The sequence below is a fragment of the Pseudomonas sp. FSL W7-0098 genome, assembly GCF_005930585.1.
Classification (GTDB): Bacteria; Pseudomonadota; Gammaproteobacteria; order Pseudomonadales; family Pseudomonadaceae; genus Aquipseudomonas; species Aquipseudomonas bubulae.
On the sequence record NZ_RXHW01000014.1, the window covers coordinates 25,440 to 47,158 of the forward strand.

General features: G+C 57.9%; 18 protein-coding genes. 15 read left to right on the forward strand and 3 right to left on the reverse strand.

What is annotated here, in order from left to right; genetic code table 11:
* The first annotated feature begins 117 nt into the window (after window positions 1-117).
* From FHL07_RS21575 to FHL07_RS21625, 11 genes are all read left to right on the forward strand, one after another.
* Window positions 118-2,868, forward strand: a complete 2,751-nt coding sequence (locus FHL07_RS21575) for an LPS-assembly protein LptD (protein ID WP_095019499.1) — start codon at window positions 118-120, stop codon at window positions 2,866-2,868.
* Window positions 2,843-4,183, forward strand: coding sequence for a peptidylprolyl isomerase SurA (gene surA / locus FHL07_RS21580; protein ID WP_178084404.1), 1,341 nt, complete (start codon window positions 2,843-2,845; stop codon window positions 4,181-4,183). The genes FHL07_RS21575 and surA overlap by 26 nt, the downstream gene beginning before the upstream one ends.
* Window positions 4,180-5,169, forward strand: a complete 990-nt coding sequence (pdxA, locus tag FHL07_RS21585; RefSeq protein WP_094999937.1) for a 4-hydroxythreonine-4-phosphate dehydrogenase PdxA — start codon at window positions 4,180-4,182, stop codon at window positions 5,167-5,169. Before surA ends, pdxA begins: the two co-directional genes overlap by 4 nt.
* Window positions 5,166-5,984, forward strand: coding sequence for a 16S rRNA (adenine(1518)-N(6)/adenine(1519)-N(6))-dimethyltransferase RsmA (gene rsmA, locus FHL07_RS21590; RefSeq protein ID WP_094999936.1), 819 nt, complete (start codon window positions 5,166-5,168; stop codon window positions 5,982-5,984). The genes pdxA and rsmA overlap by 4 nt, the downstream gene beginning before the upstream one ends.
* A gap of 123 nt (window positions 5,985-6,107) precedes the next feature.
* Window positions 6,108-6,488 (forward strand): Co2+/Mg2+ efflux protein ApaG, encoded by a 381-nt coding sequence (apaG, locus tag FHL07_RS21595; RefSeq protein WP_094999935.1) that lies wholly within the window; start codon window positions 6,108-6,110, stop codon window positions 6,486-6,488.
* Window positions 6,488-7,405, forward strand: coding sequence for a symmetrical bis(5'-nucleosyl)-tetraphosphatase (locus FHL07_RS21600; protein ID WP_094999934.1), 918 nt, complete (start codon window positions 6,488-6,490; stop codon window positions 7,403-7,405). Before apaG ends, FHL07_RS21600 begins: the two co-directional genes overlap by 1 nt.
* Window positions 7,402-7,731, forward strand: coding sequence for a thiosulfate sulfurtransferase GlpE (gene glpE / locus FHL07_RS21605; RefSeq protein ID WP_094999933.1), 330 nt, complete (start codon window positions 7,402-7,404; stop codon window positions 7,729-7,731). The genes FHL07_RS21600 and glpE overlap by 4 nt, the downstream gene beginning before the upstream one ends.
* A 299-nt stretch (window positions 7,732-8,030) precedes the next feature.
* Complete coding sequence (locus FHL07_RS21610) at window positions 8,031-9,953, forward strand: PrkA family serine protein kinase (protein ID WP_016782433.1); 1,923 nt, start codon at window positions 8,031-8,033, stop codon at window positions 9,951-9,953.
* Window positions 9,954-10,054: 101 nt separating this feature from the next.
* Complete coding sequence (locus FHL07_RS21615) at window positions 10,055-11,329, forward strand: YeaH/YhbH family protein (RefSeq protein ID WP_094999932.1); 1,275 nt, start codon at window positions 10,055-10,057, stop codon at window positions 11,327-11,329.
* Window positions 11,326-12,888, forward strand: a complete 1,563-nt coding sequence (locus tag FHL07_RS21620) for a SpoVR family protein (protein WP_094999931.1) — start codon at window positions 11,326-11,328, stop codon at window positions 12,886-12,888. Before FHL07_RS21615 ends, FHL07_RS21620 begins: the two co-directional genes overlap by 4 nt.
* Window positions 12,889-12,946: 58 nt before the next feature.
* On the forward strand, window positions 12,947-14,170 hold the full coding sequence (locus FHL07_RS21625; protein ID WP_138738901.1) for a multifunctional CCA addition/repair protein: 1,224 nt from the start codon (window positions 12,947-12,949) through the stop codon (window positions 14,168-14,170).
* 131 nt (window positions 14,171-14,301) lie between these two features.
* On the opposite strand, the gene folK is transcribed toward FHL07_RS21625, so the two are convergent.
* Together folK and folB are read right to left on the reverse strand one after the other, a co-directional pair.
* Window positions 14,302-14,826 carry a 2-amino-4-hydroxy-6-hydroxymethyldihydropteridine diphosphokinase gene (gene folK, locus FHL07_RS21630; RefSeq protein WP_095020439.1) on the reverse strand — a complete coding sequence of 175 codons (525 nt, stop codon included), beginning with the start codon at window positions 14,824-14,826 and terminating at the stop codon, window positions 14,302-14,304.
* Entirely contained in the window at window positions 14,817-15,170 is a 354-nt protein-coding gene (gene folB / locus FHL07_RS21635; RefSeq protein ID WP_094999928.1) for a dihydroneopterin aldolase, read from the reverse strand. The genes folK and folB overlap by 10 nt, the downstream gene beginning before the upstream one ends.
* A gap of 74 nt (window positions 15,171-15,244) precedes the next feature.
* On the opposite strand from folB, the gene plsY reads away from it, so the two are divergent.
* Window positions 15,245-15,814, forward strand: coding sequence for a glycerol-3-phosphate 1-O-acyltransferase PlsY (plsY, locus tag FHL07_RS21640; RefSeq protein ID WP_094999927.1), 570 nt, complete (start codon window positions 15,245-15,247; stop codon window positions 15,812-15,814).
* Between the two features lie 44 nt (window positions 15,815-15,858).
* Here the strand turns inward: plsY and tsaD are convergent, their stop codons facing one another.
* Complete coding sequence (gene tsaD, locus FHL07_RS21645) at window positions 15,859-16,884, reverse strand: tRNA (adenosine(37)-N6)-threonylcarbamoyltransferase complex transferase subunit TsaD (protein WP_094999926.1); 1,026 nt, start codon at window positions 16,882-16,884, stop codon at window positions 15,859-15,861.
* A gap of 198 nt (window positions 16,885-17,082) precedes the next feature.
* On the opposite strand from tsaD, the gene rpsU reads away from it, so the two are divergent.
* The 3 genes from rpsU (at window position 17,083) to rpoD (ending at window position 21,640) form a co-directional block, all read left to right on the forward strand.
* A complete protein-coding gene (gene rpsU / locus FHL07_RS21650; RefSeq protein WP_002551877.1) occupies window positions 17,083-17,298 on the forward strand; it encodes a 30S ribosomal protein S21 in 216 nt (71 codons plus the stop codon).
* A 471-nt stretch (window positions 17,299-17,769) separates the two neighbouring features.
* Entirely contained in the window at window positions 17,770-19,725 is a 1,956-nt protein-coding gene (gene dnaG, locus FHL07_RS21655) for a DNA primase (protein ID WP_095025316.1), read from the forward strand.
* Window positions 19,726-19,792: 67 nt separating this feature from the next.
* On the forward strand, window positions 19,793-21,640 hold the full coding sequence (gene rpoD / locus FHL07_RS21660; RefSeq protein ID WP_094999924.1) for an RNA polymerase sigma factor RpoD: 1,848 nt from the start codon (window positions 19,793-19,795) through the stop codon (window positions 21,638-21,640).
* The last annotated feature ends 79 nt before the right edge of the window (window positions 21,641-21,719 follow it).

Genomic DNA, 21,719 nt, shown 5'->3' on the forward strand with positions numbered 1-21,719 from the left:
ACGGCGCTAGCCGTCAAGCGGGTCATGCTTTATTATCCAGAATCTTTTCCAGACCATCGATAGGCGTGCGGTCCCCCACCGCGGGCTGATGGCACGCAGGAAGCCCGGACTAATAAGATGGCATTGAAATCCCCCGCGTTTCGTAAAAAATTTCCGTTGCTGGTAACCGGCAGTTTGCTGGCCATGCAACCTCTCGCCACGCCGTTCGCGTTTGCCGAGGAGCAGTATGACTGTTCCGTGTCGGCTACGGGGGGCTGGGATTGCGCACCAAAAACCAACGTGGCGCAACTGCCACCGCGTCCTGCGCACGGTGACGGGTCTGTGGGTGCCAGCGGTGAAACCAGCGAGCAGGCCAAACAGGCCCCGCTGGTCACCGAGGCCAAAGGCCGTGGGCTCAAGGCGCGCAGTGACGATTACAGTCACCTCGACTGGGTGCCCCGGGACAAGCTGACCGCTGCCCAGTTGGCCGAAACCGGCCCGTACTGCTCCGGTTCGTACGTAGAGCCCATCCGTCCGGGCATGAACGACCCCACCAGCAAAAGCGACGCCCCGACCTTTATCGGCGCCAAAGCCTCCCGCTATGAGCAGGAAGAGCAGGTTGCGACCCTGGCCGGTGACGTAGTCATGCGCCAGGGCAGCATGCAGATCGAAGCCGACGAAGCCAGCCTGTACCAGGCTGAAAGCCGTGGCGAGCTCAACGGCAAGGTGCGCCTGCGTGACAACGGCGCACTGATCGTCGGCGACCACGCCGATGTGCAACTGGACACGGGTGCGGCCAAGGTCGACAACGCCGAATATGTGCTGCACAAGTCGCGCATCCGCGGCAGTGCGCTGTATGCCAAGCGTGCGGAAGACTCGATCATCCGCCTCAAGGATGGTACCTACACCACCTGCGAGCCAAACAGCAACGCCTGGCAGCTCAAGGGCAATAACATCACGTTGAACCCGGCCACCGGTTTCGGTACGGCCACCAACGTAACGCTGCGGGTCAAGGACATTCCGGTGTTCTACACCCCGTACATCTATTTCCCGATCGACGATCGCCGCCAGTCCGGTTTCCTGCCGCCGTCCTTCAGCAGCAGCACCGACACCGGCTTTATGCTCGTGACCCCGTACTACTTCAACCTGGCACCCAACTACGATGCCACGTTGTACCCGCGCTACATGACCAAGCGCGGCCTGTTGATGGAAGGCGAGTTCCGCTACCTGACCGAATCGAGCGAAGGCCAGTTAGGTGCCGCGTACCTCAACGACGACAACGACGACCGCAAGCGCCAGACCGACTACACCGACAAGCGCTACATGCTTAACTGGCAGCACAAGGGTGGTCTCGACTCCCGTGTACTGACCGAAGTCGACTACACCAAAATCAGCGATCCGTATTACTTCCAGGACCTGGAAAGTGACCAGATCGGCGTTGAAAGCCGTGACTACCTGAACCAGCAGGGCGCCGTCAGCTACCGTGGCGATGACTACACCGCCAAGCTGAACGTGCAGGCCTATCAACTGGCTACCGTTACCCAGATCACGCCTTACGACATGTTGCCGCAGCTCACCCTCAACGGGATGCTGCCAACTCACCCAGGTGGCCTGAACTTCGCCTACAACACCGAACTGGTGCGATTCGATCGCGACTTGGAAACCGGTAAGTACACCAACGAAGACGGCACCACAGCAGATCGTCTGGACACCAACGTGAAAGGCCTGGCCCGTGCCAACGGTACGCGCATGAATCTTGCACCTAGTGTCAGCCTGCCGCTGAACTGGAGCTATGGCTTCCTGACGCCGTCCCTGAAGTACATGTACACCCAGTACGACCTGGACTTGGATGGCACCGGAAAGTCTGAGCTGCCCACTGGCCAGAAATTCGATAGCTCGGTCAACCGCAGCGTGCCAATCGCCAGCGTCGACAGCGGCCTGTACTTCGACCGCAACACCAACTGGTTCGGTACCAACTACCGCCAGACCCTCGAGCCGCGTGCGTTTTATCTGTATGTCCCAGAGAAAAATCAGGATGACATCCCGATCTTCGACACCAGCGAAAGCACCTTCAGCTATTCCTCGCTGTGGCGTGACAACCGCTTTACCGGTACTGACCGTGTAGGCGACGAGAACAAGCTGTCGCTGGGTCTGACCAGCCGCCTGATCGAAGACAACGGCTTTGAGCGTCAACGCATCAGCGTGGGCCAGGCCTACTACTTCAAGGACCGCAAAGTTCAGTTACCGGGCATTGACGCAGACCGCAAGGATGCTACATCCAGCGTGTCCCCTTATGCCCTTGAATACGCCTATCGCTTCAACCGCGACTGGCGTGCGACTGCTGACTACAACTGGGATCCGGAAACCCGCAGCCCGCGCTCAGGCAGTGCGATGATGCACTACCAGCCTGAAGACAACCCGAACAAGGTGGTCAACGCAGGCTTCCGCTACCGCAACGACCAGGTGCGCTACGACCAGTACACCGGCAAGTGGACTGTGGGCGGTGGCGACTATCTGTCCCCGGGTGATCCTGGCTACATCAAGGATTACTACAAGATCAAGCAGCACGACTTCTCGGTTATCTGGCCGATCGTGCCGCAATGGAACGCCATCAGCCGCTGGCAGTACGACTACAACCGCAACCGTACCCTGGAAGCCTTCGGTGGCTTCGAGTACGACAACTGCTGCTGGAAGCTTCGTCTGATCAGCCGTTACTGGGTATCCAACGACGAGTACACCCAGGAAGCCCCTCAAAACGAGAAGGGCGACCATGGTCTCTTCCTCCAAGTTGTGCTGAAAGGTCTCGGTGGCGTTGTTGGCACCAAAGTAGAGAGCTTCCTCGACAAAGGCATCCAAGGTTATCGTGAACGTGAAGATCAAGCTTTCTGAGTGTCTGCGCCCGCTAATGCTGGGCGCGTTGTTCCTGGGTACTGCAGCCAGCGCTGCAGTACAGCCCCTGGATAAAGTGGTGGCCATCGTCGACAACGACGTGATCATGCAGAGCCAACTGGACCAGCGTGTCCACGAAGTTCAGCAAACCATCGCCAAGCGTGGCCAGGGTGTACCGCCTGCCAGTGTTCTGGATCAGCAAGTGCTTGAGCGCCTGATCGTCGAAAACCTGCAACTGCAGATCGGCGAGCGTTCAGGCATTCGCATCACGGACGAAGAACTGAACCAGGCTATCGGCACCATTGCCCAGCGCAACAACATGACCATCGAGCAATTCCGTCAGGCCCTGGCCCACGACGGTCTGTCGTATGAAGATGCCCGTGAACAGGTGCGTCGCGAGATGATCATCAGCCGTGTGCGTCAACGCCGCGTGGCTGAGCGCATTCAGGTCACGGATCAGGAAGTGAAAAACTTCCTGGCCTCGGACCTTGGCAAAATGCAGATGTCCGAAGAATTCCACCTGGCCAATATCCTGATCCCGACGCCTGAAAGCGCGAGCTCGGAAGCCATCCAGAACGCGGCAAAGCAAGCTGAAGAGGTCTACAACAAGCTCAAGCAGGGCGCTGACTTTGCCCAAATGGCCATCGCCCGCTCCGGCAGCGACACGGCACTGGAAGGTGGCGACATGGGCTGGCGTAAAGCTGCTCAACTGCCTCCCCCTTTCGACCGCATGCTCAGTGAGATGCCTGTAGGCGACGTTACACCTCCAGTACGCACGCCAGGCGGCTTCATCATCCTCAAGCTGAACGCGAAACGCGGCGGTGGATCAGTGGTGGTGGACGAAGTCCATGTCCGTCATATCCTGATCAAGCCAAGCGAAATTCGTACTGAAGCGCAAACCAAAGAACTGGCAGCCAAAATCTACGACCGCATTACGTCGGGCGAAGACTTTGCCACCCTGGCCAAGACTTACTCGGAAGACCCGGGCTCCGCCCTCAACGGCGGCGACCTGAACTGGGTTGACCCGAATTCGCTGGTGCCCGAGTTCCGCGAAGCCATGGCCGACACTCCGCAAGGTGTGCTGTCCAAGCCGTTCAAGACCCAATACGGCTGGCATGTTCTGGAAGTCCTTGGCCGTCGTGCCACTGACAGCACCACCCAAGCGCGCGAGCAACAGGCTATGAACGCTCTACGTAACCGCAAATACGATGAAGAGCTGCAATCCTGGCTGCGTCAGATCCGCGACGAAGCCTATGTTGAAATCAAGCTGCCAGGCGCAACCGGTACTGACAGCGCAGGCCAGGCCGCGCAGTGAACACACAGCGTTTTGCCCTGACACCCGGCGAACCGGCAGGCATAGGTCCCGACCTGTGCCTGCTTCTCGCCTCGCAGCACCAGCCACACCCCCTGATCGCCATCACCAGCTGCGACCTGCTCCTTGAGCGGGCCGCGCAGCTCGGTGTGGCTGTCAGCCTGCTACCGGTCGAGCCGGGCAACTGGCCCGATCAGCCGGCTCCGGCAGGCAGCCTGTACGTGTGGGACACCCCGTTGAACGCCACGGTTACCGCCGGCAAGCTGGACAAGGCCAACGCAGCCTTTGTGCTGCAAACCCTCACACGCGCCGCCCAGGGCTGCGTGGATGGCGACTTTGCCGGCATGATCACCGCCCCGGTGCACAAGGGCGTGATCAACGAAGCGGGCATCCCGTTCTCCGGGCATACCGAATTCCTCGCCGACCTGACCCATACACCGCAGGTCGTGATGATGCTTGCCACCCGCGGACTGCGCGTGGCATTGGTCACCACTCACCTGCCCCTGCGTCAGGTCAGCGATGCAATCACCCCCGAGCGACTGATGCGGGTCACCCGCATTCTGCACGCCGACCTAAAACAAAAATTTGGCATCGCCCGGCCGCGCATCCTGGTTTGCGGGCTCAACCCCCATGCAGGTGAAGGCGGCCATTTGGGCCACGAAGAAACAGACATCATCGAACCAACCCTGGAGCGCCTGCGCAGCGAGGGCATGGACCTGCGTGGCCCGCTGCCTGCCGACACTCTGTTTACCCCCAAATATCTGGAACACTGCGACGCAGTGCTGGCGATGTACCACGACCAAGGCCTGCCCGTACTCAAGTACAAAGGGTTTGGTGCCGCAGTCAACATCACCCTGGGCTTGCCGATTATCCGCACCTCTGTCGACCACGGCACCGCCCTGGATCTGGCGGGTAGTGGCAAGATCGATACCGGCAGCCTGCAAGTCGCCCTGGAAACCGCCTACCAGATGGCCGAGACCCGTATATGAACGAGCAATACCAACACAAGGCGCGCAAGCGCTTTGGTCAGAACTTCCTGCACGATGCCGGGGTTATCGACCGCATCCTGCGCGCCATCAACGCCAAGGCTGGCGAACGCCTGCTGGAAATCGGCCCGGGCCAGGGCGCCCTCACCGAAGGCATTCTCAACAGCGGTGGCCAGCTCGACGTTGTGGAGCTCGACAAGGATCTGGTGCCGATCCTCAACCGCCAGTTTGCCGGCATGAGCAACTTCACCCTGCACCAGGGTGATGCCCTGAAGTTCGACTTCAAGAGCCTCAATGCTGCCCCTCGCACCCTGCGCGTGGTTGGTAACCTGCCGTACAACATCTCCACGCCGTTGATTTTTCACCTGCTGAAAAACGCCGAGCTGATCCGCGACATGCACTTCATGCTGCAAAAAGAAGTGGTTGAGCGCATGGCCGCCGGGCCTGGCGGTGGTGATTGGGGTCGTCTGTCGATCATGGTTCAGTACCACTGCCGCGTCGAACACCTGTTCAACGTAGGCCCGGGTGCATTCAACCCGCCGCCGAAAGTTGATTCAGCGATTGTCCGTCTGGTGCCCCACGAAGTGCTGCCGCATCCGGCCAAAGACCACCGCCTGCTTGAGCGCGTGGTTCGCGAAGCCTTCAACCAGCGCCGCAAGACCCTGCGCAACACCCTCAAAGCCTTGCTCAGCAACGCTGAAATCGAAGCCGCAGGCGTCGATGGCAGCAAACGCCCGGAGCAACTCGACCTGGCCGCCTTCGTGCGCCTGGCCGACAAGCTCAGCGAGCAACCGGTCGTGGCGCCCGCCGCCGACTGATCGCCGAGAAAAAACGGGTACCCGGCCAGACGCCACGTCTAGCCGGGTACCCGCTGTTTGGCCTAGACTCAGGCATCAGTTTTATCCCGAACTGTGTCTTCGCTTTCAAGTAAGGCCTCTCGCATGCACGATCCCCGCTATCTGGTCGACGTCAGCGTCGTCACACGTTACCTGCCAGAACAATCACAGCCCGAGCATCAGCGCTTTGCCTTTGCGTACACCATCACGGTACGCAACAACGGTTCAATACCTGCCAAGCTGTTGTCACGGCACTGGGTAATCACCGACGGCGATGGTCATGTAGAAGAAGTCCGTGGCGCCGGTGTTGTAGGACTGCAACCCAAGATTGATCCCGGCAGCGAGCACACCTACAGCAGTGGGTCGGTCATCACAACCAAAGTCGGCACCATGCAGGGCAGCTACCTGATGCATGCCGATGACGGTCATGAGTTCAAAGCCATTATTGCGCCCTTTCGCCTGGCGGTACCCGGAGCCCTGCACTGATGGCGGTGTATGCCGTTGGCGACTTGCAAGGCTGCCTGAAACCGCTCAAGCGCCTGCTCGAACGCGTGGCCTTCGACCCCACCAAAGACAAGCTCTGGCTGGTGGGCGACCTGGTCAACCGCGGTCCCGAATCACTGGAAACCCTGCGCTTTCTGTATCGCATGCGCGAGTCGCTGGTGTGTGTACTGGGCAACCATGACCTGCACCTGCTGGCCGTGGGGCGCAATATCGAACGCCTGAAAAAAGGCGACACTTTGCGCGAAATTCTCCAGGCCCCCGATTGCGATGAGTTGTTGAACTGGCTGCGTCAGCAACCGCTGCTGCATTACGATGCCGAGCGTGAGGTTGCACTGGTGCATGCCGGAATACCGCCCCAGTGGACGCTGAAAAAAGCCCTCAAATGCGCCAGCGAAGTCGAACAGGCGCTGCGCGATGACAACCTTGTCGGCCCCTATCTCGACGGCATGTACGGCAACGACCCGGCCAAATGGGATAACGGACTGACCGGCGTTACCCGGTTGCGGGTTATTACCAACTATTTCACCCGTATGCGGTTCTGCACCCGGGACGGCAAGCTCGACCTGAAAAGCAAAGAAGGCGTAGGTACTGCACCGCCCGGCTTCGCTCCATGGTTCAGCTACAAAGAACGCAAAACCCAAGGCCTCAAGATCATCTTCGGGCATTGGGCAGCACTGGAAGGCAACTGCAAGGAACCCGGCATCTTCGCACTCGATACCGGCTGTGTCTGGGGCGGCGCCATGACCCTGCTCAATGTCGACACCGGCCAACGCCTGCTCTGCGATTGCGACGATCCAACACTTGCCGTACCCGGCATTGCCCCACACTCCGCACCAACTTCCCAACCCTTGGGCGCCAGCCAGCCGCGCCCGCTTTCAGGCCACAGGAATTTCCCATGACCGAATTCAAACGCATCCCGCCAGAACAGGCTCAGGCCCTGCGCGAACAAGGCGCCGTAGTCGTCGACGTGCGTGACCCGCAAGCTTTCGCCGCCAATCACATCAGCGGTTCAAAACATCTGGACAACCACTCGCTGCACGATTTCATCGCCAACGCCGACCTCGACGCCCCTCTGATCGTGGCCTGCTACCACGGCAACTCCAGCCAGAGCGCTGCGGCGTATCTTGTCGGCCAGGGCTTTAGCGAGGTCTACAGCCTGGATGGCGGCTTCGAGTTGTGGCGTACCACTTACCCGGACGAAACCGCCCAAAGCCCGGGCGAATAATATTTTTATCAGCCCCAGCCCCCGTGATCAGAGGGCTTGGGGCCTGCCTGACCAACGGTCTAAGGCAACAATTCACGCATCTGACCTTGACCTCCCGTATTACCAACTATCCTTTACCTCAGGCCATCCAAATCTGGGGAGAGCCGGTACACCGGCGAATGGATCATCGGTAGTAACTTCAAGGGGTTAGCCACCTTGATGGTGTCCTGGGGGGTACACAGCAGCTGAAATGCTGCTGCATGCCAGCACTCGAACTGACCGATCTATCGCCGACTCCACGTATCGAGCGAGGTGACGTCATGAGTATTTTTAGCCACTTCCAACAACGCTTCGAGTCCACACGCCAGGAAGAGCTTACGCTCCAGGAATATCTTGAGCTGTGCAAACAGGACAAAAGCACTTACGCCTCAGCCGCGGAACGGCTACTGCTGGCCATTGGCGAGCCGGAACTGCTGGACACCTCAACCGACTCCCGGCTGTCGAGGATTTTCTCCAACAAGGTGATTCGCCGCTACCCGGCCTTTGAAGACTTCCACGGAATGGAAGAATGCATCGACCAGATAGTTTCCTACTTCCGCCATGCCGCACAGGGCCTGGAAGAGAAAAAACAAATCCTTTACCTGCTGGGCCCGGTAGGGGGCGGCAAGTCATCCCTTGCCGAAAAGCTCAAACAGTTGATTGAAAAAGTCCCCTTCTATGCAATCAAGGGCTCACCGGTTTTCGAGTCGCCTTTGGGCCTGTTCAACGCCACCGAAGATGGCGCGATCCTCGAAGAAGACTTCGGCATTCCCAAACGCTACCTGAGCACCATCATGTCGCCGTGGGCCACCAAGCGCCTTGCCGAGTTTGGCGGTGATATCAGCCAGTTCCGCGTTGTAAAACTGTACCCGTCGATCCTCAACCAGATCGGTGTAGCCAAAACCGAACCCGGTGACGAAAACAACCAGGACATTTCGGCCCTTGTAGGTAAGGTCGATATCCGCAAACTGGAAGAATTCCCGCAGAACGATGCCGACGCCTACAGCTACTCGGGCGCTCTGTGCCGGTCCAACCAGGGCCTGATGGAGTTCGTGGAGATGTTCAAGGCACCCATCAAGGTGCTGCACCCACTGCTGACGGCTACCCAGGAAGGTAACTACAACAGTACCGAAGGCTTGGGCGCGATTCCGTTTACCGGCATCCTGCTTGCCCACTCCAACGAATCGGAATGGCATACCTTCCGCAACAACAAGAACAACGAAGCGTTTATCGACCGGATCTACATCGTCAAAGTACCGTACTGCCTGCGTGTCAGTGACGAAGTGAAAATCTACGACAAACTGCTGTTCAACAGCTCACTGGCCAAAGCCCATTGCGCACCCGACACCCTGAAGATGCTGGCCCAGTTCACCGTACTGTCGCGCCTCAAAGAACCGGAAAACTCCAACATCTATTCCAAGATGCGGGTTTATGACGGCGAGAACCTCAAGGACACCGACCCGAAAGCCAAGTCCATCCAGGAGTACCGTGACAACGCGGGTGTGGACGAAGGCATGAATGGCCTTTCGACCCGTTTTGCGTTCAAGATCCTGTCCAAGGTATTCAACTTCGACCCCCACGAAATTGCCGCCAACCCGGTGCACCTGCTTTATGTGCTCGAACAGCAGATCGAACAGGAACAATTCCAGGCCGAAACCCGCGAGCGCTACCTGCGTTTCCTCAAGGAATACCTGGCGCCGCGCTACATCGAATTTATCGGCAAGGAAATCCAGACCGCTTACCTGGAGTCCTACAGCGAATACGGGCAAAACATCTTCGACCGTTATGTGCTCTACGCCGACTTCTGGATTCAGGACCAGGAATACCGGGATCCGGAAACCGGCGAAATCCTCAACCGCGTGGCCCTCAACGAAGAGTTGGAAAAAATCGAGAAACCGGCCGGCATCAGCAATCCGAAAGATTTCCGCAACGAAATCGTCAACTTCGTACTGCGTGCCCGGGCGAACAACAACGGTAAGAATCCAACCTGGCTCAGTTACGAGAAACTGCGGGTGGTGATCGAGAAAAAAATGTTCTCCAACACCGAAGACCTGCTGCCGGTTATCAGTTTCAACGCCAAGGCAAGCAAAGAGGACCAGCAAAAACACAACGACTTTGTTACTCGAATGGTCGAACGTGGCTATACCGACAAACAAGTGCGGCTGCTCTCCGAGTGGTACCTGCGGGTCCGCAAGTCGCAGTGAGGCAGTTGTAAGCCTCAAGCCTCAAGCTGCAGGAAAAGGCATGGGTAAATGCCTGGACTTGCAGCTTGCAGCTCACAACTTGAAGCTGCCCGGAGGGCCTAATGAGCTATGTGATCGACCGACGCCTCAATGGCAAGAACAAGAGCACGGTTAACCGTCAGCGTTTTCTGCGTCGCTACCGTGACCACATTAAAAAGGCCGTAGAAGAGGCCGTGGGCCGCCGCTCCATTACGGATATGGAACATGGCGAGCAAATCAGCATCCCTGGCCGCGATATCGATGAACCGGTGATGCATCACGGGCGTGGTGGCAAGCAAACCGTGGTTCACCCCGGCAACAAGGAGTTTACCAGCGGCGAACATATCCCCCGACCCCAAGGTGGATCGGGAGGTGGCGGCGGCCCTGGCAAAGCGGGGAATTCCGGCGAAGGCATGGACGAATTCGTGTTCCAGATCACTCAGGAAGAGTTCCTCGAATTCATGTTCGAAGACCTCGAACTGCCCAATCTGGTCAAACGCAACCTGACCGGCACCGACACGTTCAAAACCGTACGTGCCGGTATCAGCAACGAGGGCAACCCGTCTCGTATCAACATCATTCGTACCTTGCGCTCAGCTCACGCTCGACGCATCGCGCTGTCCGGCAGCAGCCGGGCGAAACTGCGGGAAGCCAAGGCCGAACTGGAGCGATTAAAACGCGAGGAGCCCGATAACTTCGGCGATATCAAGACCATCGAGGCCGAAATCGAGAAACTCAGCGCCCGCATTCATCGCGTGCCATTTCTCGACACCTTTGACCTCAAGTACAACCTGTTGATCAAACAGCCCAACCCCAGCTCCAAAGCCGTCATGTTCTGCCTCATGGACGTTTCAGGCTCCATGACCCAAGCCACCAAAGACATTGCCAAACGCTTTTTCATCCTTCTGTACCTGTTCCTGAAGCGTAACTACGACAAGATTGACGTAGTGTTTATTCGCCATCACACCAGCGCACGAGAGGTGGACGAAGAGGAGTTTTTCTATTCCCGGGAAACCGGCGGCACTATCGTCTCCAGCGCACTCAAACTGATGCAGGAGATCATGGCCGAACGCTACCCCACCAACGAATGGAACATCTACGCAGCCCAAGCCTCTGACGGAGACAACTGGAACGACGACTCACCCATCTGCCGCGACATTCTGATCAACCAGATCATGCCATTTGTGCAGTACTACACTTATGTAGAGATCACCCCGCGCGAACACCAGGCGCTCTGGTATGAGTACGAACGCATCAGCGAGGCGTTTTCCGACACCTTCGCTCAACAGCAACTGGTCTCGGCCGGCGATATTTATCCGGTCTTCCGTGAACTCTTCCAGCGCAGGTTAGTGACATGACCGCCAAAGAGAATAAGCGCCAACCCATCTCCACCGGCTCAGAGTGGACCTTTGACCTGATCCAGGCGTATGACCGCGAAATCGGCCGCCTGGCTGGCCGCTATGCGCTGGACACTTACCCCAACCAGATTGAAGTCATCACCGCCGAACAAATGATGGATGCCTACGCATCAGTGGGCATGCCGCTGGGTTATCACCACTGGTCCTACGGCAAACACTTCCTTAGTACTGAAAAATCCTACACTCGGGGCCAGATGGGTCTGGCCTACGAAATCGTTATCAACTCAGACCCCTGCATTGCCTATCTGATGGAAGAAAACACCATCTGCATGCAGGCACTGGTAGTAGCCCACGCCTGCTATGGCCACAACAGCTTCTTCAAGGGCAATTACCTGTTCCGCACCTGGACTGACGCCAGTTCGATCATCGATTACCTGGTATTCGCCAAGCAATACATCATGCAATGTGAGGAACGCCACGGTATCGATGCGGTGGAAGACCTGCTCGATTCCTGCCACGCCTTGATGAACTACGGTGTGGACCGCTACAAAAGGCCTGACCCGATCTCTGCCGAGGAGGAGCGCCGTCGACAAAAGGAACGCGAAGAGCACCTGCAAAAACAGATCAACGACCTGTGGCGCACCATCCCCAAAAGCGCAGACAAGCTCAGCGAGAAGGACAACGCCCGTTTCCCCGAAGAGCCTCAGGAAAACATCCTCTACTTCCTGGAAAAACACGCCCCGCTTCTGGAACCCTGGCAGCGCGAAGTTGTACGTATCGTGCGCAAAATAGCCCAGTACTTTTATCCGCAGCGGCAAACACAAGTGATGAACGAGGGGTGGGCGACTTTCTGGCATTACACCTTGATGAACGACCTGTACGACGAAGGCCTGGTGACCGAGGGCTTTATGATGGAGTTCCTCATTTCCCACACCAGCGTGGTGTTCCAGCCCGGCTTTGACAGCCCTTACTACAGCGGTATCAACCCCTACGCGCTTGGGTTTGCGATGTATTGCGATATCCGGCGCATATGCGAACACCCGACCGAGGAGGATCGTTACTGGTTCCCGGACCTTGCGGGCAGCGACTGGCTGTCGAGCATCAAATTCGCCATGAGCAGCTTCAAGGACGAGAGTTTTATCCTGCAATACCTCTCACCCAAAGTGATCCGTGACCTGAAGCTGTTCAGCATCATGGACGACGATCAAAAAGACGACCTGCTGGTGCCAGCCATCCACGACGAAAATGGCTACCGCATCATTCGCGAAACCTTGGCCGCGCAATACAACCTGGGCAATCGCGAACCCAATATCCAGATCTGGAGCATCGACCGCCGGGGCGACCGTTCACTGACCCTGCGTCACCAGCAACATGACCGCAAACCCCTGGGCGACTCCACCGAAGAAGTTCTCAAGCACTTGCACCGCTTGTGGGGCTTCGACATCCACCTGGAAACACTGCAAGGCGACCAGGTCATGAAGGTCCACCATGTCCCGCCAAAAGGCGACCACGGTGAGATTGACCGCGGCCGCCTGGATATGGGAGCCATTCACCTGTAAAGCAGGCCTCCGTTAGCACGGCACACGCGCTATCCTGTCGCGCTAACGGAGGTTTTTTATGAAGATCTATAAAGTTGGCGGCGCAGTGCGCGATCGCCTGCTGGGCAAGCCTGTCACCGATATTGACTGGGTGGTGGTGGGCGCAACGGCCGAACAAATGCAGGCCTTGGGCTATCGCCCTGTTGGCTCTGACTTCCCGGTATTTCTTCACCCCAAGACGGGTGACGAATATGCACTGGCCCGCACCGAACGCAAAAGCGGGCATGGTTATGGGGGCTTTGTTTTTCACGCCAGCCCCGACGTCACCCTCGAAGAAGACCTGATCCGTCGCGACCTGACCATCAATGCGATGGCAGAGGACGAGGCTGGCAACGTAACCGACCCTTACCATGGCCAGCGCGACCTTGAAGCCAGTATTTTGCGCCACGTTTCCCCCGCATTCGCCGAAGATCCCCTAAGAGTACTGCGCGTAGCCCGATTCGCTGCGCGCTACGCCAGCCTGGGCTTCAGCATCGCTCCCGAGACTCTGGAGCTGATGCGCCAACTATCCCGGTCCGGCGAATTGCAAGCCTTGACCCCGGAACGCTGCTGGAAGGAAATTTCCCGCGCCCTGATGGAAGATCAGCCTCAGGTTTTTATCGAAGTGCTGCGCAGCTGCGACGCTCTTGAAGTACTGCTACCCGAAGTGAACGCCCTGTTCGGCGTCCCTCAGCCCCCCGCCCATCACCCGGAAATCGACAGTGGTGTACATACCCTCAGCGTGCTGGAGCAATCGGCGCTGCACAAGCAACCGCTGACGGTTCGCTGGGCTTGTTTACTGCACGATCTGGGCAAGGGGCTTACGCCAGAGAAAGACTGGCCAAGGCATATTGCCCACGAACACAAGGGACTGCGCCTGATCAAGGCGGTCAATGAACGCTATAAGGTGCCGAGGGACTGTCAGGAGCTGGCATTGCTGGTAGGCGAATACCACACCCACGGCCATCGCGCCCTTGAGCTCAAGGCTTCGACGCTACTGGAATTGCTGCAGCGCTTCGACGTATACCGTCGGCCACAGCGGTTCGAGGAGTTTATCGTAGCGTGCGAGATGGACGCCAAAGGCCGCCTGGGCCTGGAAGACCGACCCTACCCGCAGGCCGACTACCTGCGCGGCGCGGCGCGGGCCGCCCTTTCGGTAGCGGTGCAGCCGTTACTGGAGCAGGGTTACAAGGGCCCCGAACTGGGCGAAGCACTCAAGCGCGAACGGCTCAAGGCACTACAAGCTTACAAGGATGCGGCGTAGTGCAAACCTTGTGGGAGCGGGCTTGCTCGTGATTAGGGCACCACGGTCTTTCACTCAGACCGCATCGACGCCATCGCGAGCAAGCCCGCTCCCACAAAAAAGCAGCAACCTGCAGCCCATTCAATCGACTCTCAGCCCGCCAGCATCTCCAGCGGCGTCAAGGACTCCCCCCGCCACTCGAAGGCTGCAGGCGCAAGCACCTGCTCGATCTGCGCCTCGGCCCAAATCTGCGCAAGCGTCTTGCCCACACCGGGATGAACTTTGTCTGGGGCAATCAAAGACAGCGGCCACAACACAAAAGCGTTCTTGAGGATTTCGGCACGGGGCAAGGTCAAACCGTCAAAGTTGCCCACCAGATCGCCAAAGAACAACACGTCGATATCCAGCGGCAAACCTTTGCGATCTTGAGCGTAACGCCCGTTATCAGCTTCGATCAGCTTCAAACGACGACTTAACTCAACCAGTGGCAAATCGGTTTTTGCCGACACCACGAGGTTGAAAAACGGCCCGCTCTTGATACCCACCGGCTGGCTTTCAAACACCGCCGAACAGCGCATCTCCTGCAAGAATCCGCTCAGCGCTTCCAGCCCTGCCAGCAAGTGCTTTTCACGCTCGACATTACTGCCCAGCCCGAGATAAACCTGAGTTAGCGACATCCGCGCTCAATCTCCACGCCCACCCCAGTGGCCGCCGCAACTGCGCCGGGCTTGGTCAGCTTGAGGTGCAGCCAGGGGATAGTGAACTCACTCATCAACACTTCGGCCAGTCGCTCTGCAAAGGTCTCCACCAGCTGGAATTGAGCCTGCTCGGCGAACGCCTGAATTCGCGACGAAACGCTCGCATAATCCAGCGCCAACGTCAGATCATCGCCAGCCGCAGCTGGACGGTTATCCCACGCAAAACTCAGATCAAGGCGCAGACACTGACGGATGCCACGTTCCCAGTCATAAGCACCGATTACGGTGTCAACTTCCAGGCCTTCGATAAACACTCTGTCCAAGCACTCTTCTCCGCAGCACGACAAGGGCGCAAAGCGCCGTTAGAATCAGGGCGTCCTCGCCCGGAATAGTTAGCATGTTTTGGTTACTGGCGATCCTCGCCTACCTGCTCGGCTCTCTGTCCTTTGCCATTTTGCTCAGCCGCCTGACGGGAACCCCCGACCCGCGAATGAGTGGCTCCGGCAATGCCGGCGCAACCAACATGTTGCGTCTGGCCGGCAAAAAACTTGCCGTCCTGACCTTGCTCGGTGACCTGTGCAAGGGGCTTTTGCCCGTCCTGCTGGCCAACCAACTGGATCTCTCGCTCCAGGACCAGGCCTGGATCGGCGGCTGCGCCGTTGTAGGTCACATGTACCCTGCCTACTTCCGCTTTCGCGGCGGCAAGGGTGTCGCCACGGCGGCCGGCATGCTGCTGGGACTGTATCCCCCTGCTGCACTGTTGGCAGTCGCCGCATGGCTGCTGACCTTCCAGCTGACCCGTACCAGCTCACTGGCGGCGTTGATCGCCACTCCCCTGACCCTGCCATTGCTGGCCTGGCAAGAGCCTGCCGCGCTACTGCCAATGAGCGCCTTGACGGCGCTGATTGTATGGCGCCATCGCGGCAATTTACGCGACCTGATGGCCGGGCGCGAACGGCATTTCTGAATCTTGCCCGTGAAAAATCTTCACGCCGGCTCCAGCCCCCATTCTCACAGGGGCTGCAGTTGCTCCATCGGCCAGCGTGCCTGCACGCTGATCGCCAATGATTCGTGCTGACCGGCCTGCAAGCGCTGACAACCCGCAAACGCAATCATCGCGCCATTATCCGTACAAAATTCCGGACGGGCGTAATACACATTGCCCTTCATCTCACCGAGCATTTTCTCAAGGGAAACGCGCAGCGCCTTGTTGGCACTCACCCCGCCTGCAATCACCAGGCGCTTCATGCCTGCATGCTTCAAGGCACGCTTGCACTTGATGGTCAGCGTTTCAACCACGGCCTGCTGGAACGCCAGGGAGATATCGCAACGGGTCTGCTCAGTGTCGTCGCCCTCTGCCACACAACGCTGCCAGGTGTTCAAGGCAAACGTCTTGAGGCCGCTGAAGCTGAATTGCAGGCCCGGACGGTCTGTCATGGGCCTGGGGAAGACAAAGCGTCCTGCAACGCCCTGGGCGGCCAAGCGCGCGATCTCAGGGCCACCCGGATAGTTAAGCCCCATCATCTTCGCGGTCTTGTCGAACGCTTCACCCGCGGCGTCATCCAGAGTCTCGCCCAGCAACTCGTATTGGCCGATGCCATCAACACGAACCAGCTGCGTATGACCGCCCGAGACCAACAAAGCGACGAACGGAAATTCCGGAGGCTGTTCTTCCAGCATAGGGGCCAGTAAATGGCCTTCCATGTGATGCACGCCAAGGGCCGGAATGCCCCAGGCAAACGCCAGCGCCTGAGCGCAAGAAGCCCCAACCAGCAGGGCTCCAACCAATCCCGGGCCCGCCGTATAGGCAATTGCGTCGATCTCGGTAGGCACACAGTCGGCCTCGGCCAGCACCTGACGAATCAACGGCAGCATTCGCTTGACGTGATCTCTGGAAGCCAGCTCCGGTACCACACCGCCATAGGCGCGGTGAAGGTCGATCTGACTGAACAGTGCATCGGCCAAAAGCCCGCGTTCACTGTCGTATAGCGCGACGCCGGTTTCGTCGCAGGAGGTTTCTAATCCCAGTACTAGCATGGGTTTACGCCTTGTAGAGGCTAAATTCGAAGGCGCGCATAATAGTCGCCACTCCCGCCCCCGGCCAGCGGTTTTCGATCAGAGGCTTTGCATTCCGGGCGATGAGGGGTTAACATCCGCAACCCTTAAAAACCGACGTCTTCCAACGCGATTTTGCCTTGAGACGTTGACCCCGGTAATGAATGAAGGTAGCTCTGGATGCCAGCCGTCAAAGTAAAAGAGAACGAACCCTTCGACGTAGCTCTGCGTCGTTTCAAGCGCTCCTGCGAAAAAGCCGGTGTTCTGGCTGAAGTTCGCAGCCGCGAATTTTACGAGAAGCCGACTTCTGAGCGTAAGCGTAAAGCAGCAGCTGCTGTTAAGCGTCACGCGAAGAAAGTTCAGCGCGAGCAGCGCCGCGCCGTTCGTCTGTACTAATACACAGACGTTCGTTGCACGCTTCTGCCAAGCCCGGCCTAAAGCCGGGCCGTAGGCAGTTGTTGCAAGTTACATGCTTTATCGTCAAGGCCGCAGATGCGACCGCGACAAGCGTTACAACACGTCAGACCTGGCCTAATAGCCAGCGGTGCACGTCTTTACTGACGAGCCTTCCAAGGCTACCGACGAGCACACCTCTCTGATTATCCTTAAAGACGATCAGCCCAAGGCACCTCTCCAGTGCCTGCTTATGAGCTATCCGAGACCAGCCATTGGTCAGTGCCGGACTCAGAGCGTGACATTTATCGATCCCGTCGACTCTGATTAATATGAGTAGAGCGGATTTCGACAGATACACTTCCCCGAGATAATTGAGCAGACACCCCACGATCGAGCAGAGCTTTTGCCTGCACGCACGATGACCAAGCTCTTTATTCGGACCCAATTCTGCGCAGTGATGACGAGAACGCCATGGCCGGGTTAATCCCCCAGAGCTTTATTGACGACCTTCTGAACCGTACCGATATCGTCGATGTCGTCAGCTCGCGCGTGCAAATGAAGAAAGCTGGCAAGAACTACACCGCCTGCTGCCCCTTCCACAAAGAAAAAACCCCGTCGTTCAGCGTCAGCCCGGACAAGCAGTTCTATTACTGCTTTGGCTGCGGCGCTGGCGGTAACGCCCTCGGCTTCATCATGGATCATGACAACCTGGACTTCCCCCAGGCTGTCGAAGAACTGGCCAAAGCTGCCGGGATGGAAATCCCACGGGAAGAAAGCGGCCGGGCGCACAAACCTCGGCAACCGACTGACTCCCCGCTATACCCGCTTCTTACTGCAGCTGCTGACTTTTATCGCCAGGCCTTGAAAAGCCATCCGGCACGAAAAGCAGCGGTGGACTACCTGAAAGGCCGAGGCCTGACCGGCGAAATCGCTCGCGACTTCGGCTTGGGCTTTGCGCCACCAGGCTGGGACAACCTCTATAAACACCTGAGCAGTGACACGCTGCAACAAAAAGCCATGATCGACGCTGGCCTTCTGGTCGAAAACGCCGAGACCGGCAAGCGTTACGACCGCTTTCGCGACCGGGTAATGTTTCCGATCCGCGACAGCCGTGGCCGCATCATCGCTTTTGGTGGCCGGGTGCTGGGCGACGATAAGCCCAAATACCTGAACTCCCCGGAAACCCCGGTCTTTCACAAAGGCCAGGAACTGTACGGGCTGTTCGAAGCACGCAAATTCAATCGCAGCCTCGACGAAATCATCGTGGTTGAAGGCTATATGGACGTCATTGCCCTGGCCCAGCAAGGCCTGCGCAATGCCGTCGCGACGCTGGGCACCGCTACCAGCGAAGAGCACATGAAGCGCCTGTTTCGCGTGGTACCCAGCGTGCTGTTCTGTTTTGACGGCGACCAGGCCGGCCGCAATGCGGCATGGCGCGCACTTGAAGCCACGCTGCCCTGCCTGCAGGACGGGCGCCGCGCACGCTTTCTGTTTTTGCCCGAAGGTGAAGACCCGGACACCCTGGTGCGCTCTGAAGGCACCGATGCCTTCAAGGCCCGTATCAACCAGCATGCCCAGCCGTTGGCAGACTACTTCTTCCAGCAATTGACCGAAGAAGCCGACCCTCGCTCGCTCGAAGGCAAGGCCCATATGGCCACGCTGGCAGCACCGCTGATCGACAAAGTCCCGGGCGCCAACCTGCGGACCCTGATGCGTCAGCGCCTGAGCGAAATAACCGGCCTTACCAGCGAAACCGTCAGCCAGTTGGCACAAAATACGCCCGCAAAAATCCAGGCACAGCCAACCTATGACCCGGGCATTGATTACGATGCAATGCCCGACTACAGCGACTTCCAGCAACCGGACATGTACATCCCCCAACAGGAATGGACCCCGAAAAAGACCGGCACTGGCGGCAAAAAGTGGGAAAACAAACCCTGGGACAAAAAAGGCAAGCGCGGCGGCGAACGCGAGCAGGCCTGGATCCCGGTAGGTGTTGAACCCCCGACCCTGACAGCCTTGCGCACCCTGCTGCATCACCCGCAACTGGCCAAAAAAGTTGAGGACGCCGGGCACTTTGCTGCAGAAGACCAGACTAATAATCAACTACTGATTGCTCTGGTCGAGGCTGTACAGAAAAATCCTAAGCTAAGCTCTATTCAGCTACTGTCCCGCTGGCACGGCACTGAACAGGGCCGTTTGCTGCAAAGACTGCTGGAAAAGGAATGGCTAATTGATGCCGATAACCTTGAACAACAGTTTTTCGACACCATAACTAGCCTGTCAGCTCGCCAACGCGAGCGAAATCTAGAGCAACTTCTTCGAAAAGCACGTCAAGGCGAGCTAAGTAGCGAGGAAAAAAATCAGTTACGCGACCTTTTAAGTCGCAATAATCCTGCATCAAACCCGACCTCAACTGGCGCGTGAGGTCATAGCTAAGGTATAATCCTCGGCTTGTTTTTTGCCCGCCAAGACCTTCAGTGGATAGGGTGTTATGTCCGGAAAAGCGCAACAGCAGTCTCGTATCAAAGAGTTGATCACCCTCGGCCGTGAGCAGAAGTATCTGACTTACGCAGAGGTCAACGACCACCTGCCCGAAGATATTTCAGATCCGGAGCAAGTGGAAGACATCATCCGCATGATTAATGACATGGGGATCCCCGTACACGAGAGTGCTCCGGATGCGGACGCCCTTATGTTGGCCGATGCCGACACCGACGAAGCAGCAGCTGAAGAAGCGGCTGCAGCGTTGGCGGCAGTAGAGACCGACATTGGTCGTACTACCGACCCTGTGCGCATGTATATGCGTGAAATGGGCACGGTAGAACTGCTGACACGTGAAGGCGAAATCGAAATCGCCAAGCGTATCGAAGAAGGCATCCGTGAAGTGATGGGCGCAATCGCGCACTTCCCTGGCACGGTTGACCATATTCTCTCCGAGTACACTCGCGTCACCACCGAAGGTGGCCGCCTGTCCGACGTCCTGAGCGGTTATATCGACCCGGACGACGGTATTGCGCCGCCCGCAGCCGAAGTACCTCCTCCTGTCGACACCAAGGTGAAAGCCGAAGGTGATGACGAAGAGGACGACAAGGAAGATTCCGGCGAAGACGAGGAAGAGGTCGAAAGCGGCCCTGATCCGATCATCGCGGCCCAGCGCTTTGGCGCTGTTTCCGATCAGATGGAAATCGCTCGCAAGGCCCTGAAAAAGCACGGTCGCGGCAGTAAGCAGGCAATTGCCGAGCTGGTTGCACTGGCTGAGCTGTTCATGCCGATCAAACTGGTTCCGAAGCAATTCGAAGGCCTGGTTGAGCGTGTTCGCAGCGCCCTGGAGCGTCTGCGTGCACAAGAGCGCGCAATCATGCAGCTGTGTGTACGTGATGCACGCATGCCGCGCACCGATTTCCTGCGCCTGTTCCCGGGCAACGAAGTCGACGAAAGCTGGAGCGATGCGCTGGCCAAAGGCAAAAGCAAATATGCTGAAGCCATTGGTCGCCTGCAACCGGACATCATCCGTTGCCAGCAAAAGCTCTCTGCTCTGGAAGCAGAAACCGGCTTGAAGATTGCCGAGATCAAGGACATCAACCGTCGCATGTCGATCGGCGAGGCCAAGGCCCGCCGCGCGAAGAAAGAAATGGTTGAAGCCAACTTGCGTCTGGTGATCTCCATCGCCAAGAAGTACACCAACCGTGGCCTGCAGTTCCTCGATCTGATCCAGGAAGGCAACATCGGCTTGATGAAAGCGGTAGACAAGTTTGAATACCGCCGCGGCTACAAATTCTCGACTTATGCCACCTGGTGGATCCGTCAGGCGATCACTCGCTCGATCGCCGACCAGGCCCGCACCATCCGTATTCCGGTGCACATGATCGAGACGATCAACAAGCTCAACCGTATTTCCCGTCAGATGTTGCAGGAAATGGGCCGTGAACCGACCCCGGAAGAGCTGGGCGAACGCATGGAAATGCCTGAGGATAAAATCCGCAAGGTATTGAAGATCGCTAAAGAGCCGATCTCCATGGAAACCCCGATCGGTGATGACGAAGACTCCCATCTGGGTGACTTCATCGAAGACTCGACCATGCAGTCGCCAATCGATGTTGCTACCGTTGAGAGCCTTAAAGAAGCGACACGCGACGTACTCGGCGGCCTCACAGCCCGTGAAGCCAAGGTACTGCGCATGCGTTTCGGTATCGACATGAATACCGACCACACCCTTGAGGAGGTTGGTAAACAGTTCGACGTTACCCGTGAGCGGATTCGTCAGATCGAAGCCAAGGCGCTGCGCAAGCTGCGCCACCCGACGAGAAGCGAGCATTTGCGCTCCTTCCTCGACGAGTGACAACAAAACCCCCGGCCCTGCCGGGGGTTTTGCTTTACAGCTAAAAACCTCCTGCTCCCTCCCCTCCGCCACAGCCCGA